This is a genomic window from Chitinophagaceae bacterium (assembly GCA_007695095.1).
Lineage (GTDB): Bacteria > Bacteroidota > Bacteroidia > Chitinophagales > REEL01 > REEL01.
The window spans coordinates 22,113-42,232 of sequence record REEL01000107.1 but is presented as its reverse complement, the minus strand read 5'-3'; the positions used below and the strand labels follow the sequence as shown (position 1 = coordinate 42,232).

Annotated in this window: 18 protein-coding genes; 6 read left to right on the top strand and 12 right to left on the bottom strand. The window is 34.8% G+C overall.

The annotated features are described in order from the left end of the window. Nucleotide 1 precedes the first annotated feature (1 nt). From EA412_06860 to EA412_06845, 4 genes are all read right to left on the bottom strand, one after another. Nucleotides 2–277: a hypothetical protein gene (locus EA412_06860; protein TVR79204.1), complete on the bottom strand. Its 276-nt coding sequence runs from the start codon at nucleotides 275–277 to the stop codon at nucleotides 2–4. Between the two features lie 56 nt (nucleotides 278–333). Then, nucleotides 334–1,425 carry a collagen-like protein gene (locus EA412_06855; GenBank protein TVR79203.1) on the bottom strand — a complete coding sequence of 364 codons (1,092 nt, stop codon included), beginning with the start codon at nucleotides 1,423–1,425 and terminating at the stop codon, nucleotides 334–336. Between the two features lie 539 nt (nucleotides 1,426–1,964). After that, on the bottom strand, nucleotides 1,965–4,781 hold the full coding sequence (locus EA412_06850) for a carbamoyl-phosphate synthase large subunit (protein ID TVR79202.1): 2,817 nt from the start codon (nucleotides 4,779–4,781) through the stop codon (nucleotides 1,965–1,967). Nucleotides 4,782–4,854: 73 nt separating this feature from the next. Next, entirely contained in the window at nucleotides 4,855–5,937 is a 1,083-nt protein-coding gene (locus EA412_06845) for a mannose-1-phosphate guanylyltransferase (protein TVR79201.1), read from the bottom strand. 241 nt (nucleotides 5,938–6,178) lie between these two features. On the opposite strand from EA412_06845, the gene recQ reads away from it, so the two are divergent. After that, complete coding sequence (gene recQ, locus EA412_06840; protein TVR79227.1) at nucleotides 6,179–8,362, top strand: DNA helicase RecQ; 2,184 nt, start codon at nucleotides 6,179–6,181, stop codon at nucleotides 8,360–8,362. 30 nt (nucleotides 8,363–8,392) lie between these two features. Here the strand turns inward: recQ and EA412_06835 are convergent, their stop codons facing one another. The 6 genes from EA412_06835 to EA412_06810 all read right to left on the bottom strand — a co-directional run bounded on the left by EA412_06835 (nucleotide 8,393) and on the right by EA412_06810 (nucleotide 15,033). Then, nucleotides 8,393–9,172, bottom strand: a complete 780-nt coding sequence (locus tag EA412_06835) for a tetratricopeptide repeat protein (GenBank protein ID TVR79200.1) — start codon at nucleotides 9,170–9,172, stop codon at nucleotides 8,393–8,395. Nucleotides 9,173–9,185: 13 nt separating this feature from the next. Continuing rightward, nucleotides 9,186–10,982 (bottom strand): protein BatD, encoded by a 1,797-nt coding sequence (locus EA412_06830; protein ID TVR79199.1) that lies wholly within the window; start codon nucleotides 10,980–10,982, stop codon nucleotides 9,186–9,188. A gap of 1 nt (nucleotide 10,983) precedes the next feature. Then, nucleotides 10,984–11,787 carry a tetratricopeptide repeat protein gene (locus EA412_06825; protein ID TVR79198.1) on the bottom strand — a complete coding sequence of 268 codons (804 nt, stop codon included), beginning with the start codon at nucleotides 11,785–11,787 and terminating at the stop codon, nucleotides 10,984–10,986. Nucleotides 11,788–11,799: 12 nt separating this feature from the next. After that, complete coding sequence (locus tag EA412_06820) at nucleotides 11,800–12,831, bottom strand: VWA domain-containing protein (protein TVR79197.1); 1,032 nt, start codon at nucleotides 12,829–12,831, stop codon at nucleotides 11,800–11,802. A gap of 100 nt (nucleotides 12,832–12,931) precedes the next feature. Next, the gene (locus EA412_06815; GenBank protein TVR79196.1) at nucleotides 12,932–14,617 is read right to left on the bottom strand and encodes an acyl-CoA dehydrogenase; all 1,686 of its coding nucleotides are present in this window, start codon (nucleotides 14,615–14,617) and stop codon (nucleotides 12,932–12,934) included. Between the two features lie 8 nt (nucleotides 14,618–14,625). Then, nucleotides 14,626–15,033 (bottom strand): energy transducer TonB, encoded by a 408-nt coding sequence (locus EA412_06810; GenBank protein ID TVR79195.1) that lies wholly within the window; start codon nucleotides 15,031–15,033, stop codon nucleotides 14,626–14,628. Nucleotides 15,034–15,203: 170 nt separating this feature from the next. Between EA412_06810 and thiL the strand changes: the two genes are divergently transcribed. Then, nucleotides 15,204–16,268, top strand: coding sequence for a thiamine-phosphate kinase (gene thiL, locus EA412_06805; protein TVR79194.1), 1,065 nt, complete (start codon nucleotides 15,204–15,206; stop codon nucleotides 16,266–16,268). Nucleotides 16,269–16,273: 5 nt separating this feature from the next. Continuing rightward, the gene (locus EA412_06800) at nucleotides 16,274–17,077 is read left to right on the top strand and encodes an rRNA pseudouridine synthase (GenBank protein ID TVR79193.1); all 804 of its coding nucleotides are present in this window, start codon (nucleotides 16,274–16,276) and stop codon (nucleotides 17,075–17,077) included. On the opposite strand, the gene EA412_06795 is transcribed toward EA412_06800, so the two are convergent. Next, complete coding sequence (locus EA412_06795; GenBank protein ID TVR79192.1) at nucleotides 17,070–17,768, bottom strand: hypothetical protein; 699 nt, start codon at nucleotides 17,766–17,768, stop codon at nucleotides 17,070–17,072. The genes EA412_06800 and EA412_06795 overlap by 8 nt on opposite strands. Nucleotides 17,769–17,816: 48 nt before the next feature. Between EA412_06795 and EA412_06790 the strand changes: the two genes are divergently transcribed. Together EA412_06790 and EA412_06785 are read left to right on the top strand one after the other, a co-directional pair. After that, nucleotides 17,817–18,326 carry a hypothetical protein gene (locus EA412_06790; GenBank protein ID TVR79191.1) on the top strand — a complete coding sequence of 170 codons (510 nt, stop codon included), beginning with the start codon at nucleotides 17,817–17,819 and terminating at the stop codon, nucleotides 18,324–18,326. Continuing rightward, nucleotides 18,323–18,913 (top strand): DNA-3-methyladenine glycosylase, encoded by a 591-nt coding sequence (locus tag EA412_06785; protein ID TVR79190.1) that lies wholly within the window; start codon nucleotides 18,323–18,325, stop codon nucleotides 18,911–18,913. The genes EA412_06790 and EA412_06785 overlap by 4 nt, the downstream gene beginning before the upstream one ends. A gap of 6 nt (nucleotides 18,914–18,919) precedes the next feature. On the opposite strand, the gene EA412_06780 is transcribed toward EA412_06785, so the two are convergent. Continuing rightward, entirely contained in the window at nucleotides 18,920–19,294 is a 375-nt protein-coding gene (locus tag EA412_06780; GenBank protein TVR79189.1) for a RidA family protein, read from the bottom strand. Nucleotides 19,295–19,406: 112 nt separating this feature from the next. On the opposite strand from EA412_06780, the gene EA412_06775 reads away from it, so the two are divergent. Further along, nucleotides 19,407–20,078, top strand: a complete 672-nt coding sequence (locus tag EA412_06775; protein ID TVR79188.1) for a 3-hydroxyacyl-CoA dehydrogenase — start codon at nucleotides 19,407–19,409, stop codon at nucleotides 20,076–20,078. Nucleotides 20,079–20,120 lie beyond the last annotated feature (42 nt).

The following is a 20,120-nucleotide window of genomic DNA, read 5'->3' as shown; positions in this document are numbered from 1 at the left end:
TTTATTCCGGCGAATTTGTTTGAGGAATTTCCCTTCTTATACTTTGTCTTTCTCTATTATTAATTTCAGAATCTGCCTCTCTGTATTCATCAAGTTCATTTAATGACGGCATATCTCTGTTCTGCCCTTCTTTATTAATAACAGCATCATCTTCAGATGATTTTTTAGATATCTCCATCTGAGAGTTTTTCGTATTATCAATTCGGTCTGTTTGATGAGCTTTTAAAATTAAAGAACTCATCAAAAATATAAACAAAAGCTTAAGAGTTAAAAACATAAGAAAAAAGTTGATAAAAAAATCATTGGTATTATTACATAAATTTTGGAAAACCCTTAGCGAATTATCATTAAACTCATGTGGGCTTGAGCTACTGAGCCTGCACCATCCGCCAAAACAATATTTGTTCCGGTTCCGCCGGGTCCTGAATGGGCACCTCTAACTTCTATAGTATGTGTACCTGCGTTTAATACAAAGACTGTATTCAATGACCAGTTTCCATAAGCAAAGGTTAATGTTGTAGCATTATCTAAAATTTCAGTCCTCATAACATAGTCAGTTAAGTTTCCATTATAGAAAAACGCAAATTGTGCAGTACAGTCTGCAAATGACCCTAAGTTAATTGCTGTTCCGGAAGCTACAGCCATTACTTTATAAGTTTGTCCTGCCGGCACAGTTATAGTATGTGACAATCCCGGTAAAGAAAGGTAATTAATATTTGCTCCCGGGGTTTGAGTAACTGTTGTATTTGATGAAAATGAAAGCGCATCTACTAAATTACTAATAGATGATGGAGGGGGTCCCGGATCGCCTTGTGGACCTTGTGGTCCCTGAGGCCCTGTTGGACCGGCAACCCCCTGAGGACCTTGTGGTCCCGGGTCACCTGCAGGTCCCTGTGGACCTGTCGGACCATCTGCACCGGCCGGACCTTGTAAAGAAGAAATAAAATCAGATTCAGTGCCTACATTGCCAAGGCTTAACCAAATTTCATAAGCACTTTCACCGTCTTGTCCATCAGATCCGGCAACTCCCTGAGGTCCTTCCAATGAAGCTATAAAATCAGATTCAGTACCTGTATTTCCCAAGCTCAACCAAATTTCATAAGCACTCAGACCATCAACTCCATCAGCACCCTGTGGACCCTGAGGTCCTTGCGGACCAATTGCCTGGACCCATATAGTCCCATCAAAATACCAAAAAGCGTTATCATCTGTATCATAAACCATTAAACCTTGTGCGGGTAAAATGATATTGTTTCTTTCCGTGCTGGTCATTCTGGGAATTAAAATACCTTTTTCAATAGAATTTATTTCCAAAATAGCAGAAGGGTCCGGATTTACGGTTCCAATTCCAACATTATCCTGTGCATCAAGTTTATTGATCAATAACAGTGATAATATCCAAATAAAACAAAGAGCTTTTTTCATTTTGATATAGTTAAGTTTAAAAAGTATACCAAAATATTTATTAAATCTGAATTTAAAAAATAAATACGAAAAAATATTTTTAAGAATTAAATTTCTGACTGATAGAGTCAAGTAAATTTCACTATATCCATTTTATGCTTTTTATCAAAAAAACACATAATTTATTGCAAGCATATGTCAACTGATTTAACAATAGTAAAAAGAGAAGAAAATCTATTTCTTTAATATTGTCTTCAAAATAGAAATAAAAAGACTAAAAAGCTGTATTTTAATCTTGTTTTTTAAAGTAATAAAGAGCCGTTATTTTGCAATAAATTACTTATCAACTTCTTCGTAGTCTATATATTCACCACCTTTAAAGTCGGGTCGGTTATTTTTTGAAGAATTGTTATTGCTAAAACTATCGCTCTTTTTTTTAAACGATGAGGAGTTTGTTTTACTTTTAGTTGAACTAAATCGACTAAAAACATAGCGTAAATAGTAATAAACCAATAGTATTAGTATTGCTAAGGCAAAAAATCTGAGCATATATTCTTGAATTACTTACTTAAGAACATTGATTTTTCATTTATTAAATGTCTGAAGTAAGGATCTTTTAAATCTTTTATAAAACGAATGGCTTCGCCGGTAGATTTCATTTCAGGGCCTAATTCTTTAGTAATCTCCGGAAATTTATCATAAGAAAACACAGGTTCCTTAATAGCATAGCCTTCCAACTTTGGTTCAATTTTAAAGTCTTTTAACTTGTAATTACCTGTCATTATTTTAGTGGCATAATTCAGATAAGGTACATTATGGGCTTTTGCAATAAAAGGCATAGAACGAGAAGCTCTGGGGTTAGCCTCAATCACATATACGTGATTCTTTTTAATAGCAAATTGGATATTTATTAAACCCTTAATATTTAGTGCAAAAGCAAGTTCACGGGTATATCGTTTCATTGTTTCAATTACCTCATCTGAAAGTGTGAATGGAGGCAAAACCGAGTTTGAATCACCTGAATGTATACCGGCCGGCTCAATATGTTCCATTACTCCCATAATCTCTACTTCTTCACCATCGCAGATCGCATCTATTTCTGCTTCTTCTGCGCGGTCTAAAAAATGGTCAATTAAAATTCTATTTCCGGGCAGATGTTTCAATAGACTTAGAACAGCTCTTTCAAGTTCTTCTTTATTAATTACAATTCTCATGCGCTGTCCACCCAATACATATGATGGTCTAACTAAAACAGGGTACCCGATTCGCTCAGCAACAGCTATTGCTTCTTCAACTGTTGTTGCTGCACCATACTCCGGATAAGGAATATCTAACCTTTTCAACAAATCAGAAAAGTCACCTCTATCTTCAGCAAGATCCATGTCAGGGTATGCCGTTCCAATTATTGGGATATTATTTGTGTGTAGTTTCTCAGCTAATTTCAAAGCCGTTTGTCCACCTAATTGTACAATTACTCCTTCCGGCTTTTCAAGGTCAATAATTTCTTTTAGATGTTCCCAAAAAACGGGTTCAAAATAAAGCTTATTAGCAACATCAAAGTCTGTAGAAACAGTTTCCGGATTGCAATTAACCATAATTGCTTCATACCCCATTTCTCTCAGTGCCCGGATTCCATGCACACAACAATAATCAAACTCAATTCCCTGACCAATTCTGTTTGGGCCTGACCCTAAGACAATCACTTTCTTATTATTCGTCGGCTTGCTTTCATTTTCCTGCTCAAAAGTGGAATAGAAATAAGGTGTTTGTGCTTCAAATTCAGCGGCACAAGTATCAACCATTTTATATGTTCTGGTTAAATTATTTTCGTGTCTGAATTTATAAATGTCATCTTCATTTGCACCTAACAGATGGGCCAGCTGTGCATCGGAATAACCCAGTCGCTTCATTTCCCTCAAGTGGTCAATCGGTATATCTTCTATTCGTTTATATTTACTAAATGCTGATTCCGCTTTAACTAATCCCTGAATTTGCACTAAAAACCATTCATCAATTCTGGTAATTTTTTGAATAGTTTGGAGTGGGATACCCATTTCAAATGCATCTTTAATCCTAAAAACTCTATTATCAGAGGCAATTTCAAGTTCTCTTAGCACATCATCGGTTCTGGTCCAGGTTTTTCCATCTGCTCCTAATCCTAATCTATTATTTTCAAGAGATTGACACGCTTTTTGAAGTGCTTCTATAAAGCTTCTTCCAATTGCCATAACCTCTCCAACAGATTTCATCTGCAATCCAAGTTCTTTATTACACCCTTTAAATTTATCAAAGTTCCAGCGAGGAATTTTTACCACAACATAATCCAATGCCGGTTCAAAAAAAGCAGATGTTGTTTGGGTGATTTGATTTTTCAATTCGTCAAGAGTGTAACCTAAAGCCAGCTTTGCTGCTATCTTAGCTATCGGATATCCCGTTGCTTTAGATGCTAATGCCGAGGATCTGGAAACTCTGGGATTGATTTCAATGGCAATAAGTTCTTCATTTTCCGGATTTAAAGCAAACTGCACGTTACAACCACCGGAAAATTTACCTAAGGCCCTCATCATTCTCATTGCCTGATTTCGCATATTCTGAAAAGCTCTATCAGATAGTGTCATAGCAGGAGCAACTGTTATAGAGTCTCCTGTATGAATTCCCATAGGATCAAAATTTTCAACCGTACATATAATAACTACATTGTCGTTATCATCTCTTAACAATTCCAGTTCAAACTCTTTCCAGCCTAATAAAGCCTGGTCTATAATAATTTCATGTCTGGGCGAGGATTTTAACCCTCTTTCCAGTTTAACATCCAAATCTTCTTTTTTCAAAACAAATCCGCTTCCGGAACCACCAAGAGTATAGGAAGATCTAATAACCAAAGGGAAACCAATTTCCTGAGCAACCTCTTTGCCTTCCAAAAAGGAATTTGCAATCTTAGATTTAGCAACTCCTACACCTAATTCAATCATCAGGCTACGGAATTTGTCTCTATTTTCTGTAAGTTCTATTGCATTTGGATCTACTCCAATCATTTCCACACCGTACTTCTCCCAGAGTCCGATATCATTTGCTTCCAAACATAAATTTAAAGCTGTTTGCCCTCCCATAGTCGGCAAGACCGCATCTATATCATGTTTTTGCAACACCTCTTCTATAGAATCTACATTCAATGGCAATAAATAAACATTATCAGCAGTGAGTGGATCTGTCATTATTGTCGCGGGATTTGAATTTATCAGTGTTACCTCTATGCCTTCTTCTTTTAGAGAATGAGCCGCTTGAGTACCTGAATAATCAAATTCGCAAGCTTGACCAATAATAATAGGACCGCTTCCTATAATTAGAACAGATTTTATGGAGTTATTTTTGGGCATTAGGGATGAAATTTTGTGCAAATTTAGAAATTTAGGATGGATTTTTTTCTAAATTCCTGCTACAAATAACTAATTATAAAAATCGCTCTCCCTTTTTCATTTTTATATCTGCCATAATCTTTTTTAGAGTAGACTCTTCATCTTTTTTAAGAATGATTAATACATCCGCAGTATCAATCACGCAATAATCATTAAGCCCTTGCAAAACCATTAATTTATCTTGTGAATTCATTACCATGCAATTTGCGGCATCATAGATAATGACATTTTTACCTGAAACCGCATTTCCTAAATAATCTTTCTCATAATGATCATAGAGACTTCCCCATGTTCCCAAATCAGTCCAACCGAAACTGGAAGGCATTACATAAACGCTTTTAGATTTTTCTAAAACGCCGTAATCAATGGAGATATTGGTGCAAAGCGTATATGCCTTTTTAATAAAAGCGGATTCTCCTTTTCGATAATAATAATTTTTGCCATCTCTAAATGCATCATAAATATCCGGAAGAAGTTTAGTAAACGCATTCATTATCGTTTTCGCTTTCCAAAGAAAAATTCCTGAATTCCATAAAAAATCACCACTTTTCAAAAAAGTTTTGGCAAGTTCTTCATTTGGTTTTTCAGTAAAGGTTTTTACTTTATGAAATCCTTCTTCAACTTTATCTTCATGGTATTGAATATACCCATAGTTTACATCCGGCCTGGATGGCTTTATACCCAATGTTAACAGAGCTTTAGGATTAAGTTTGAGATACCTGAATGCTTTTTTTACGTAGTCTTTAAATTTTATTTCATCATGAATAAAATGATCAGATGGGGCTATTAAAATGTTAGCGTCAGGCTCATTATGTAAAATTTTACTGCAGGAGTAGGCGATGCACGGTGCCGTATTTCTTCTTGCAGGCTCTAACAAAATGTTATCGTCTTTTATATTTGGTATTTGTTCTTTTACCAACCCATAGTAACTTTCATTTGTAATAATATAAATATTTTCAGCGGGAACAACTAGAGCTAATCGATCAAAAGTCAACTGAATAAGTGTTTTGCCTATTCCCAGTATATCTATAAATTGTTTAGGGTAAGCAGTCCTGCTTTTAGGCCAAAATCGACTGCCTATTCCACCTGCCATAATTACGGCGTAATTTTTGCTCATTGTTTTTTAATTTTTCCAATAAAAATGAACATAAATTTGTTAACTTCGTATGTTCATTTCAATGCAATATTACTACATTTTTTCACAAGATGAAAAATGACATTTAATAATTAGAATCTGCTTTAAAAAAAATACACAACAGATTTCATTGAAATATTGCCTAAATAAATTATATTAACATAAAATTAAGTTTTTAGTATCAATTCAGTAAGTAAAATACATGGAAATAGCAGAAGAACGTATAAATATAAAGCAAGCTCTGAAAGATTATTTCGGGTTTGATAACTTTAAAGACAATCAGGAATCTATAATACAGAGCATTTTAAAAGGTAATGATACATTTGTTTTAATGCCTACAGGTGGGGGTAAATCTCTCTGTTATCAACTTCCTGCAATTTTAAGTAAAGGTTCAGCAATAGTAATATCTCCTTTGATAGCTCTGATGAAAAATCAGGTTGATCAAATGAGGGCATATAGCCAAAACCCTAACATTGCGCATTTTTTGAATTCCTCCCTGACTAAAGCTCAGATAAGGAAAGTAAAAGAAGATTTAATAAGCGGGGAGACAAAAATGCTTTATGTGGCTCCGGAGACGCTTACAAAAGAAGAAAATTTAGAGTTTTTTAAAGGATTAAATGTTTCTTTTGTTGCAATTGATGAGGCACACTGTATATCTGAGTGGGGTCATGATTTTAGGCCTGAATACAGACGAATTCGTTTGATGGTAGATTTTATTGGAACGAATATTCCTTTAATAGCTCTAACTGCTACAGCAACACCCAAAGTTAAATCTGATATTGTAAAAAACCTTGGACTAAAAACTCCCAACATATATGTTTCTTCATTTAACAGAACCAATCTGTATTATGAAATAAGAAATAAATCAAATGATTCGGATACAAAGAAGAGTATCGTTCAGTTTATTAAAACAAAGCCCGGTAAGTCCGGTATAATTTATGTTTTAAGCAGGAAATCTGCTGAAGAAATTGCTCAGACTTTAGTTGTAAACGGAATTAAAGCGGCCCCATACCATGCCGGTCTGGATCCGGCTGTTAGGGCTAAGACACAGGACGATTTTTTGATGGAAGAAACCGATGTAATTGTAGCTACAATTGCGTTTGGTATGGGTATAGATAAACCGGACGTTCGCTTCGTTATCCATTTTAATATCCCGAAAAGTATTGAAAATTATTATCAGGAAACCGGAAGGGCAGGCAGAGATGGTCTGGAAGGTATCTGTATTACCTATTTCAACTACAAGGATATTGAAAAAATGGAGAAATTTATCCGGAATAAAGAGGTTGCAAAACGGGAAATGGGCTCGCAGCTACTTCACGAAATGGTTGCTTACGGAGAAACAGGATCTTGTAGAAGACAGTTTTTATTACACTATTTTGGAGAAAGTTATGACACAAGCCAATGTAATAAAATGTGTGATAATTGCCGAAATCCAAAGGCAAAAATTGATGTAAAAGACGATGTATTAACTGCTTTGGAAGTTATCAAAGAGCTAAATGAAAAACATCAGATAAAGCACATAGTGGGTGTGATTACGGGTGAAAAAAACAGAGACATTATTGCTTTTTCACATGATAAAACTAAATTTTTCGGAAAAGGCAAAGCCAAAGAGAAACATCATTGGACTTCTGTAATTCAGAATGCACTTGTACAAAATTTAATTCGAAAGGATATTGAACAGTACGGTATTTTAAAAATGACTGAAGCCGGTCATAGTTTCCTTAAAAATCCGAAGCCTTTTGAGATTTCGCTTAATCATATTTTTGAGATTAACGAGAACGGATCCTCAGAAGACTCAGGACGATCTGCTATTTTAGACCCGCAACTCTACGAACTGCTAAAAGATCTCAGAAAGAAAGTTGCTAAAGAAAAGGGAGTCCCTCCATACATTATTTTTCAAGACCCTTCCTTGGAAGACATGGCAGCCAATTACCCTGTCACAACCGAAGAATTATCAAACATCTCCGGAGTAAGCAAAGGTAAGGCTATACGATATGGGCAAAAATTTGTTAAACTTATCGAGCAATATGTAGAGGATAATGATATTGATCGGCCTGTAGACTTTACCATTAAATCGATTGCAAATAAATCTGCTGCAAAAATCTCCATCATTCAAAATATTGACAGACAAATACCACTTGAAGATATCGCTAACCAGAAAGGACTCAAATTTGAAGACCTCCTCAAAGAGATTGAAACTATTGTGTTTTCAGGTACTAAAATTAATCTGAATTATTACATCAATGATGTGCTTGATGAAGAACAACAAGAAATAATATTTGATTATTTTATGGAGGCTGAAAACGACAAGCTTGATGAAGCTTTTAAAGAATTGAAAGATGAAGGTATCAGCTATGAAGAAATTCAATTGATGAGGATTAAATTCTTCTCAGAAATGGCCAATTAACAACCGGCAGAAGCTCACTTTTGAGAATCTTTAAAATATTTCTTCGAAATAATCTTTCTTGAGCCATCCGGAATTTGCATTTTCAAGCCTTACATAGGAGTGATTTTCAACATTTCGCAACACTTCAAACCGGGTTCCTTCACTTATTCTAAAAAGCGTTTCGCCACTGTTTGCAGGCTCACTTTTCAGATCTGCAGTTGTAGTCATTAAAATACCATAACTACGTTCGTACTTTTCTTTATATAAGGTATTTGATGTAAATAAAAAGAAAAAAGAAAAAACGCCAAAGATTAAAGCACTTAGATAAGCTGTAAATTTAATCGTAAATGATTTAACGAAAAATATAGCGAGTAAAGAGAGCAAACAGGCAAACCATATAAAAATCAAAGACAAAACAGACCAGGTTGTTGAAGTAAACAAGCCTTTCCAAATTATCCATATTTTATCTAAAAAATTACCTTCAGCTGCTGTAATAATATCTGCACTTCTTTGATTGGCTAAATATAAATTGTGAGAAATCTCTGCATTTCCAGGCTCATACAAAAGAGCTCTCTCATAATTAAGAATAGATTTTCCAACTTTACCCAATCTGTAATAAGCGTTTCCCAAATTAAAGTATACATCCGCATTTCTATATCCTTCATCAAGCAATTGGTAATAATTTTCTATCGCATCAAAAAACAAACCTTCACTGTATTGATTATTTGCTTTTTCAAACAAATCTTTTCCGGATGCAAATGAATTATTTGAATAAACAAAAGTTATCAATAAAATAATTAGCCGAAAATGAATAAAGAAACCAATCTTCATTTGTTCAATTAACTTACACTTTAGCAACTTCACGGTCTATAGTTTCTATTATATTAAATAATTCTTTTTGGGATTCAGCAGAAAAAGCCGACTTGTAACCGGGAGCATAAACAGACAACTCAAATTTCTCAATAAAGTCTAACAGGCTTTTAATTGCCTTTTCACTTACCCCTTTTTTTAAAAGCTCTTCTGTTATTGCATCTCTTTCTGTTATTGCATGTCCTTTACCGCAAACATTCCCTACATAATTGTGTACTGCATTTACGAGCTGCTTTTGAACTACCACTTCATCACTTAATGTTCCTTTTTGAAGTGATTTTAAGGTTTTACTAAAAATTTCAAAAGCTCGTTGTTGCTTCCAGAATACCGGATTCCTTTCCTTTCTCTCTTTTTTCCTTTGGTAAATAAATCCAAAAACAGCTAATCCGAGAGGGATTGTATATAAGAGTATAAAAAGTGTGTTTGTATAAAATGGACCCGGAATTTTTTGATCCTTCAGCTCTCCGGTTCTTATAAAGTGTATATCCTCACTTATCCGCTCAACCTCCCTTCTTTGAATATTATTTGCATCAGATAATAGCCTGTCCTCACCTTCAATCAATATTTCATCCCCACCTACTGAAAGTGAAACATATCTTTCTGTTTGCGGGTTAAAATATACCCAATTATACTCGGGCAAGGTAAAGCTCCCTGGTCTTCTGGGTATCAACAGATACTCATAATTTATATTACCTCTTAAACGATTGTTTCTTTGTCTGATGTTTCGATTTACTCTGGGGTCAAAAACTTCAAAGTTTTCATGGAAAGTTAAATTTGGGCTACTTACATTATGCCAATTGCCGGTACCGATCTTACTTAATGTAACAGTGAATGGTTCATCCACTTCCAGAGATGTCTTATCATATTGCATTTCAATAGAAAAATCACCAACCATTCCATTAAAACCTTCCGGTCTGCCGGTTTGTGGCAGAGGCTTTACTTTTATTTCTAAAGCATTGCTCTTAAAAGAGTATGGGATATTTTGAAAACTTCCAAATGGACTATCAAAAAAACTTCTTCTCTGTCGGGGAATCTCAACCCTAACAGTTGTTTTCAACTCAGCCGGGTCAATTTTTAATAAACCGGAACGCTGAGGGTATAAGGCGACTTTAGATACTTTTAAAACTTCAAATTGTCTACCATCGACAGTTTCAATACCAATATTGGTATTTTCAACCTCTAATTCCTCTACCCAAAACCCATTATAAGAAGGAGCGTTTTCATAAGCAAAATTACTTGTCCTTACTCTGCTATATATCTTTAAATCTACTGTTAACTGTTCTCCAACAAAAACTTCACTTTTGTCTGCAGATAATCTGAGAAATAAGTTTTCCCGAATTTGTGCGGTAATATCGACAGTTTCCTCTCTTTCTTGCCTTTGGTCAGGTGCTACGTCATCCTCAATCACTTCTATCGTTAAAGGATTAGACTGATATTCGTTTCCACTTACACTTATTGAAGCAGGCTCTATTGTAAACTTACCCGGTCTTCTTGGCCGTAGAAAGTAAGAAATGGTAAAGGTTTCTTCAACATTCCTATTTATTCTCTGCACGCTGGTTGAATGATTTGGGCCGGAAACTATCATAAAATCACTCAAATCCGGTGGTTGAAAATTTCCTCCTCTTGCATTGGTTAGTTTAAAGCTCACCTGAAAAGTTTGCATCATGCCTACTTTATCTCTATTCAAACTGGCTTCAAAGCTTACTTCAGCCATTAGCCCAAAAGGGATAACTAAAAATAAAATTAAATAAAAAAGTTTTTGCTTTAGCATACTACCAATCTTTTTCAATACTTCTATCAGCCGGACTTATTTGTTCATCCTGCCACTTTTCCTGCAATTCCTGTTCATGACCTTCCAAAGCCTCTAATATACGTTCAATATCTTCAGGACTTAAATCAATGTCGCTTTGTCCGTCCTGTTCTTGTTCATCAGAATCTGCATCACCTTCATCCTGCCGGCTATCCTGCTCCTGCTCATCTCTTTCTTCATCACCCGGCTCTTGTTCCTGTTCATCATCATCTCCTTCACCTTCTCCACTTTCTTCCTGTTCCTGCTCATCCTGATTTTCATCTTGTTCCTCATCCTGATCCTGTTCAGGAGGCGGAGGGGGCTCTTGTTGTAATCGGTTTAAAGCATATGCTAAATTATACCTTGCATCAACATCAGAAGGATTCCATCGTAATGCATTTTTAAAGCTTTCAATACTTTCCCCAATTTCTCCTTTTTCTAACTGAATATTTCCCTGATTATAAAACGAACGTGAACGCAAATTCCTATCAGTTGCTTCCTGCTGTATTCTCTGATAAACTTCCATAGCTTCCTCAAATCTACCTTGTGCATAAAGTGTGTTTCCCAGATTATAAAGAGCTCTGTCACCTGCATTATTTTCAATTGCCCTTCTAAAACTTTCTTCAGCTAACTCATAACTCCCTTCCTCATATAATCTAATACCCTCTCTCAAATCTTGTCTACCCTGAATATTAACTTGAGCAGTCAAACTTTCAGAAAGTAAAACCAATAAAAATAACATAAATATAAAAGCTCTCATCATATTACCTCTTTTACTTTCTATCATCAATAAGCTCCTTTAATTCTTATTTTTTAGTTTATCCCACCAAATAGATTTTCTCATTGGGATAAATCCGTCTATTAAAATGAATAAAAAACCGGCAAAAAGAAAATATTGAAAATATGATTCAAAATCAACATAAACCACTGTATCAATTTCTCTTTTTTCCAATTCGCCTATTTCATTTATTAACTCAAAATGTGCATTCATAGTAGTTTGGAGATTAATAAACTTACCATTTCCTGATTCTGCCAAAATTCTTGCCTTTTCTTCATTAAATCTTGTAAGCACTATGCTCCCATTTGCATCTCTTCTATAATCTGTTTGAATACCTCTCCTATCATACACAGGTATTGGAGCTCCTTCGGTTGTACCTATTCCTGCAACAAAAATTCTGATTCCTTCTGATACAGCAAGCGAAACTGCACTTTCGATATCTCCTTCATGATTTTCTGCATCCGTAATCAATACAACTACTCTGTGATCCATTTCGGCCTCTTCAAAGCTTTTAACCGCCCTTTCCAGTGCAGCGGGAATGTTAGTCCCCTGCACAGGAACCATTTCCGGTCTCAGTGTTTGAGTTAATGCTGATGCTATTCTATAATCACCGGTTAAAGGTAGTTTTAAATATGCATCTCCGGCAAAAACAACGATTCCAACTCTATCTCCCCGCATTTCACCGATAGTCCTCAACATAAAGTTTTTTGCTCTCTCTAAGCGATTAGGCCTAATATCCTCTGCCATCATAGAGTTTGAAACATCCATGAGAAATAAAACATCTACTCCTTCCCTGCTAACTGTTTGAGTACTTGTCCCCACCCTTGGATTTGCCAAGGCAATTACAAATAAAAAAAAGCTGATTGAAAAAAGCACGAAACTGATTATATACTTACCTCCTGGCCTTAAGGGCATCATCTTCAACACAGTTGAAGAGTGCCCAATTTTAGCAAGTACTTTTTTTCTCCAAAAGAAGAAAGACAAAAAAATCAGTAAAAATAAAACCCAACCTAATAAAAAATATAGACTTTCCGGCTTTTCAAAAGAAAACATATGTATTTTTTTTAAATCAGGATATCAATGTTATAAGCTTTATATAAACTAAAATTCAGTAAAAATTATTTTTTAAAATTTCTATAAATTTTTCTCTCTATCAGTCAAAATTCCAGGCCATCATGTTTATCACATCCTCTTTAGTGTAAGGCTTTTGTTTATGCTTTTTAGTTATCTTTAAGAGTAAGTATTCCTTTGCGCCAATCATACGTTCTTGATTAGCTTCATTGCTGTATTCTTCTAAAATCGCAAGTTGGACTAGGGGCATAAAATCCAGGAAAAAATATTTAGCTGCAAACTCAAGTTCATCTCCATTTAGCTTTTTGAAACTTTCAGCTGTTTGTAGCAATTTATGTAGTTTTTCAGAAACTATTGTTGAAGCCTCCTCGGTAAAAAAACTAGTTTGTTTAATATACTGAACTTGCTTTTCTAAAGCACCATCTTTCAAAGAAGCCCTTAGCATATCCAATATCATAATATTGCCGGCTCCTTCCCAAATAGGCAAAACCATAACATCTCTCATAAGCCTGGGAATTATTCCATCTTCTATATAACCTAAACCTCCCATCAATTCCATGCTTTCCCTACATAAATAAACAGAATTTTCAGCAGTAAACTTTTTTACCATAGGGGTTAGCAACCGGATTGAAATTTTTGCATTTTCATCACCATTATCAGCTTTATCAAGAGTCTGTATACTTTTCCAGGTCATATAAAAGCTGATGATATTGAGAGCAGCCAATTCCCCGAGTTTATCTTTAACCAAAGCATGCTCTAAAGCTATTTTACCGAAAGTTTTCCTTTGTTTTAAAAAAGTATAAGCTTCAACTATTGCCCGTCTGCCGGCAGACAAAGCAGCAAGACTGTTGTATAATCGACTCAGATTAATCATTTCCAGCATTACTTTAAATCCGTTGAACTCCTCTCCAACCAGCAAGCCCTCTGTGTCTTTCAACATGCATTCTGCACTAGCCATTGACCTTACGCCCAATTTATCTTTTAGACGCAAAATCTCAATTGGATTTTTTTCACCGTTTTTCAAATACTTTTCCAGTAAGAAAATAGAAAGTCCCTTTGTTCCCTTTTTGTCATTGTCGGTTCTGGCAAGTGCGAAAATAATGTCGGCATTTGCATTGCTGCAAAACCATTTTTCACCATTTAAAAGGAAGGTATCTTTTTGAGCTTTATTGGCTGAAACAATATTCGCTCCAACATCAGAGCCACCTCTTTTTTCAGTTAAATACATAGCACCGGTTAGAAGCTGTTCTGCATTTTTTGTATAAATCCCGGGCAAGAGTTTATCTTTCACTTCCTGCTTGCAGTATTTATCAATAAGTCTGGCAACACCATCTGTCATACAAAGTGGACAGTATTGCCCTTGCTCTGTTAAAGAAAAAAGATAACCTGAGACAAAGCCAAGTGTATGCAGTTCTTTTTTATATTTTTTACGAAGCTTTGGCTCCCATTTAACATGAAGCATTTCAGATTCGACAGCTACTTTTAGTAAGCTATCGTAAGAAGGATGAAATCGAATTTCAAATATATCTTCTCCAATCATATTTCTCCTGATAAGCTCCGGACCAAATTTGTCAGCCAAGTAAGACCACTCATTCATTTCATTTGCAGCAGACTTTCCGGTTTTTGTCCACTGATCATGCATATAAGTAAATGCATCGGAAGAAACATGATTATTAACAAATTCTTTAAGTAGCAAATCGCTTTTAAAGAAATTATCCCCTGAATTTAAGACACCATCAACTACCCTGTTTTCTTTTTCCCGGTACATAAATTTATTTACAATCTAAATGAAATAGTGATGATTTTGTTAGCATTTACAGGTGTTCCGTTTCTTAAAGCAGGTTCCCAATCAGGCATTTCTTTTACTATTCGCTTTGCCTCCTCTGCAAGTGCATCGTCCATTCTGGACAAAACATGAACATTTGATATTTTGCCTTCACTTGAAACATCAAATGAAATCATAGCATTACCTTCAGCGCGATTCTTGATAGCTTCTTCAGGGTATTTCAGCGTTTCATATATGAAGTCGTTCATGGCCCGGTCCCCCCCGGGAAACTGTGCATCTCTTTGCTGAACCGCAAAGTTTTGTTCATCTTCAATTCCATCAGAAACTACAGACCCTTCCTGTGCCGACAAAGAAAAAAAGATAAAGCAACAAATAATTGTAAAAAAATAATTTTTCATAACAGATAATTTACTGATTAATCGTTTGTAAAAACAAATTTAACCTAAAAAAATCAAAAGTCTTAGGTCTGACTTTAAAAGTAATTCTTTTTCAAATTCAATGCTATATTAAAAAGCTTTTTACATAATGGTTAAAATTCTCCGTAAATTTGTAATGAAATACAGAAAAAATGTCAAAAAAAAATCACGATACAAATAGAACTGAAGTTTCCAGCTTAGGAGAATTTGGATTGATAAAGCATCTGACTTCACAATTTAATATTGAAAATACTTCAACAATTAAAGCCATAGGTGATGATGCTGCCGTCATTGATACGAATTTTCAATTTAGCCTCCATTCTACTGATTTGCTTATAGAAGGGGTGCATTTTGACTTAATGTACATGCCTTTAAAACATTTAGGATATAAGTCTGTGATTGTAAATCTGTCTGACATCTATGCTATGAATGCAGAACCTGAACAAATATTGGTTTCTATTGCTATTTCTAATCGATTTTCTGTAGAAGCCTTGGAAGAATTGTATAGTGGCATTCAATTAGCATGCGAAAAGTATGGAGTTGATTTAGTAGGGGGCGATACAACCACCTCTCCAAGTGGATTAATGATAAGTATAACCGCAATTGGAAGAGCTCCGGCAGATGAGATTGTCTATCGCTCAGGTGCTAAAGAACATGATTTAATATGCGTTTCCGGAGATTTAGGAGCAGCTTATTTAGGGATTCAGCTACTTGAAAGGGAAAAACAAGTTTTTCTGGATAATCCAAAAATGCAACCTGAATTAACAGAACACACATACTGTGTTGGCAGACAATTAAAACCGGAAGCGCGCAAAGATGTGATTCAATCTTTAAAGAAAAACAACATACTTCCGACATCAATGATTGACATTTCCGATGGTTTGTCTTCTGAAATGCTTCATATCACAGAATCTTCAGGATGTGGAGCCAGGATATATGAAGAGCATATACCGCTACATAATGATACTATTTCCTTAGCTAGTGAATTTAATATTTCACCGGTAACAGCTGCTTTAAGTGGCGGAGAAGATTATGAGCTTTTGTTTACGGTAGACCAAAAAGATTATGACAAGATTAAAAATTTAACTGACGTTTGTGTTGTGGGTCATATAACTGCTGCCAAAGAAAAAACCGTAATAGTAACCGAGTCCGGCAATCATTATCCTTTAACCGCTCAGGGGTGGAATGCATTTCAAAAACAGCAAAGAGAAAATTAATTATTATGAAGAAAAGGGAAAGTCAGAAAAATCAAAAAATTGATTCTATTCATTTGAAAGATTCATCAGAATTTGAAGAAATGAGATTAAACAAATATCTTTCGAATGCAGGTATTGCTTCCCGTCGTAAAGCTGATGAAATTATTCAGTCCGGAAAAGTTAAAGTTAATGGAGTTGTTGTAAAGGAAATGGGGCACAAAGTAAAGCCAAATGACAAAGTAATTTATCAGGGGAAGCTAGTTAAACCTGAAAGATATGTTTACATATTACTTAATAAACCCAAAAACTGTATTACCACTGTAGAAGATGAAAAAGAAAGACGTACTGTTTTAGATTATATAGCCGGAGCTACCCAATACAGAGTATTCCCGGTTGGCAGATTAGACAGAAATACAACCGGAGTCTTATTGATAACCAATGATGGTGAGTTGACTTTTAAGCTTACTCATCCCTCTCACGAAATTGAAAAAGTATATATGGCTACACTTGATAAGCCATTAAATATTCAGGATTTTGAAAAAATTCTTGCCGGCCTTACCCTTGAAGACGGGCCTGTATTTGTAAATGAACTTGCTTTCCCTGATGAAAAAGATAAAAAAGTAGTGGGAATTTCTTTACATGAAGGCAGAAATCACATTGTAAAGAGAATCTTCAAACATTTAAATTATGAAGTTGTAAAATTAGACAGAGCCTTATTTGCCGGTTTAACAAAAAAAAATCTTAGCCGGGGAAAATGGAGATATTTGGAAGATAAAGAAGTTATTCGTCTGAAGCATTTGAGTAATAAAAGAAGTAAAAAAACTACTTAATAATTAAAAAACTCACTCCTGCTTTAAGATATCCATAATCTGAATATCCGGCTTCAGCAAAAAAGCCAATAGTATCTGTAAACAAACTTCTGAAGCCTAAAGACATTCCATAACCAAACTTAGAACCCCTTTTCACAAAATCAGTATCCGGGTCACCACCGCTAATTGCATTTGCTGTGCCATATCCCGTAAATCCATTAAGATAAATATTGAAATAGTCCGGATGAATTTTTAATCCAAGATGTGTATGCAAAAAATCAGTGATAAAAAGCTGACCATTTATGCCATAAAAAAAATGTCTGTAAACAACATCATCATAAAAACGAGTTCCATTTTCGGTAGAAATCGTTTGCTTAAACTTATAATGAACCGCCATTAAGCCAATACTAAAGTTATTCACCGGTGAATAAGACAATCTTAAAGCAGCAGGTACACTAATCGTATTGGGTTCAGAAAAGAAAAAAGTATTAAGATGAGCCGAAAAAGAACCTGCTCTATTATAATTTGGGAGTGTATGAGGTATATAGTCTGGAATATCATCCGGTTCATCTACTTGTTCGCTTGCCTTTAAATCATAAGTTACAGCAATCATTAAAAAGATCAATATATATTTTAACATACGGTTATTTTTTTTCGCATTTTGAAATTCAAATAAAGTTTCAAAGCAATTTCTTAACTTTACGTAATTCAAATAAAAAGGTTATACTTTGTCATCTTTAAATTTAATTACATCTTCAATATGAAAATAATATACTTTGTTATAATAAGCATTTCAGTCAGTTTCTACGCTTGTAGTTCAATTGAAAATAATAATGAGAGTGAAGCCGTAGGCAGTGGAGGCTGGTTAAAAGGCAGTACTCTTGAAAAGTTTGATGAAATAACAAACCATCTTGGAGGGTTTTCTGCTGCTATGAAAGAGGTTAACTACAGGTTTGGGGAATTGTACTGGGCAGGGATAGATGAAAACTGGGAATATGCAATCTATCAACTTGAACATTTGGAAGAAGCTATTGAATATGGAATAACCAGAAGACCCGGAAGAGCAACTTCTTCAGAGGATTTTTTAAATACATCAATTCCACAATTACAAAAAGTTTTAGAAAGCAAAAATGCCGAAAACTTTGACCATCAGATGAAATTATTTATTGCAGCCTGTAATAGTTGTCACATAAAAGAGGATGTTGAATTTATTTATGTAGTTCAACCTGAATCAAGATTTTCATATGTAAGAAAGAACCCTAACTTATAGTGCAAACCGACTTTTCTTTTTTTCAAGGTGAAGATGTAGTTCAAATTGCCCGTAATCTTTTAGGCAAAAAGATATCTACTAATATTAATAAAGAATTTTGCTCAGGAATAATTGTAGAAACAGAAGCCTATAATGGTGTTTTCGACAAAGCTTGCCACGCCTATCAAAACCGGTTTACAAAAAAGACTACTGTAATGTATGAACCCGGAGGCACCGTCTATGTTTATCTTTGTTATGGAATCCATTACCTTCTCAATATTGTTACCAACAAAAAAGGAATTCCGGATGCTGTTCTTATCAGAGCCATACAGCCAATTGAAGGTGTAGATAAAATGGTGAGGCGTAGAAATACAAATAACTTACACAATCTGGGTTCCGGGCCCGGAAAGTTAACAAAAGCTCTGGGAGTTAACAATTTGCACAATGGTACTGAAGTAAATAAAGGGATTATAACAATTGAAAACATGCCTGATAATAACTTTTCAATTGTTTCATCTAAAAGAATAGGAATAGATTATGCTGAAAATCATGCGCTGCTCCCCTGGAGGTTTTATATTAAAGACAGCCCGTGGATTAGCAAAAAATGATTTTATTTAAACCGCTGCAATAGCAGAAATTTCAACGTTTACATATTTTGGTAATGCTTTTACGGCAATCGCCTCCCTTGCAGGCTTATGATTTACAAAAAATTGACTGTAAACTTCATTTACACTAGCAAACAGCTCCATATCAGATAAAAAAACAGAGCATTTTATAACTTTATCCAGAGAGCTTCCGGATGCTTCCAGTACTGCTTTTAAGTTATTCAGTACGGTTTTTGTTTCTATTTCAATATTATCTGTCATCAATTCATTTGTTTCCGGATTAATTGCAATTTGCCCGGAGACAAAAACAGTGTCAGCATGTACAACAGCCTGGCTGTATGACCCTATTGGTAAGGGAGCTTTATCGGTTTTAATTATTTTCATGTTAAAGATTATGTAAAAAATAAATGGTGTTTATAAAATTTAAACTACTTTTTAAAAAAGAGTTTTTAGTTTTGTCATATCCAATCATAAATTTAAAAAGAAAAATCAGATAATGAATATTTTAATCATAGGTGAAAAAGTTTCTGCAAGTGAATTAAGAAAAAAAATTCCTGAGGAGTTTAATGTAGATCACCGAATACTGGTCAATGACTCTATTTTAGGAAAGTACGATTTAATATTTGATCTCCAATTTGATGAAAAAGAAGACAATTTGCAATATTATGCTCCCATGCAAGATAAAGTAATATTTGTTGGTGCTGTGAGAAAACAGCTTGCGCAAATACAGAAAGATTTTCATGGTGAAATACAGTGCAAGCTTATTGGAATGAATACACTTCCAACTTTCATGGACAGACCGGTTTTAGAGTTTTCACTTTTAGAAAAAGAAGATGAAGATATCTTAAAAAAACTTGCTGCTAAACTAAACTGGAATTACTGTCTGGTAGAAGACAGGGTGGGAATGGTCACTCCAAGAGTATTATTTATGATTATAAACGAGGCGTGTTTTACTTTGCAAGAAGGTACTGCGTCTATAGCTGACATTGACAAAGGCATGAAATTAGGTACCGGCTACCCCATGGGACCTCTTGAATGGTCCGATAAAATTGGAATTGAACAAGTTTACACCACTTTATCGAGACTATATGAAGATACCGCTGATGAGCGGTATAAAATCTGTCCTTTGTTAAAATCTTACTATTTGAAGAATAAAAGCTTTTACTAAAGTTTTATCCCTGATCCTCAATCATCTAATCTTACCATTGTT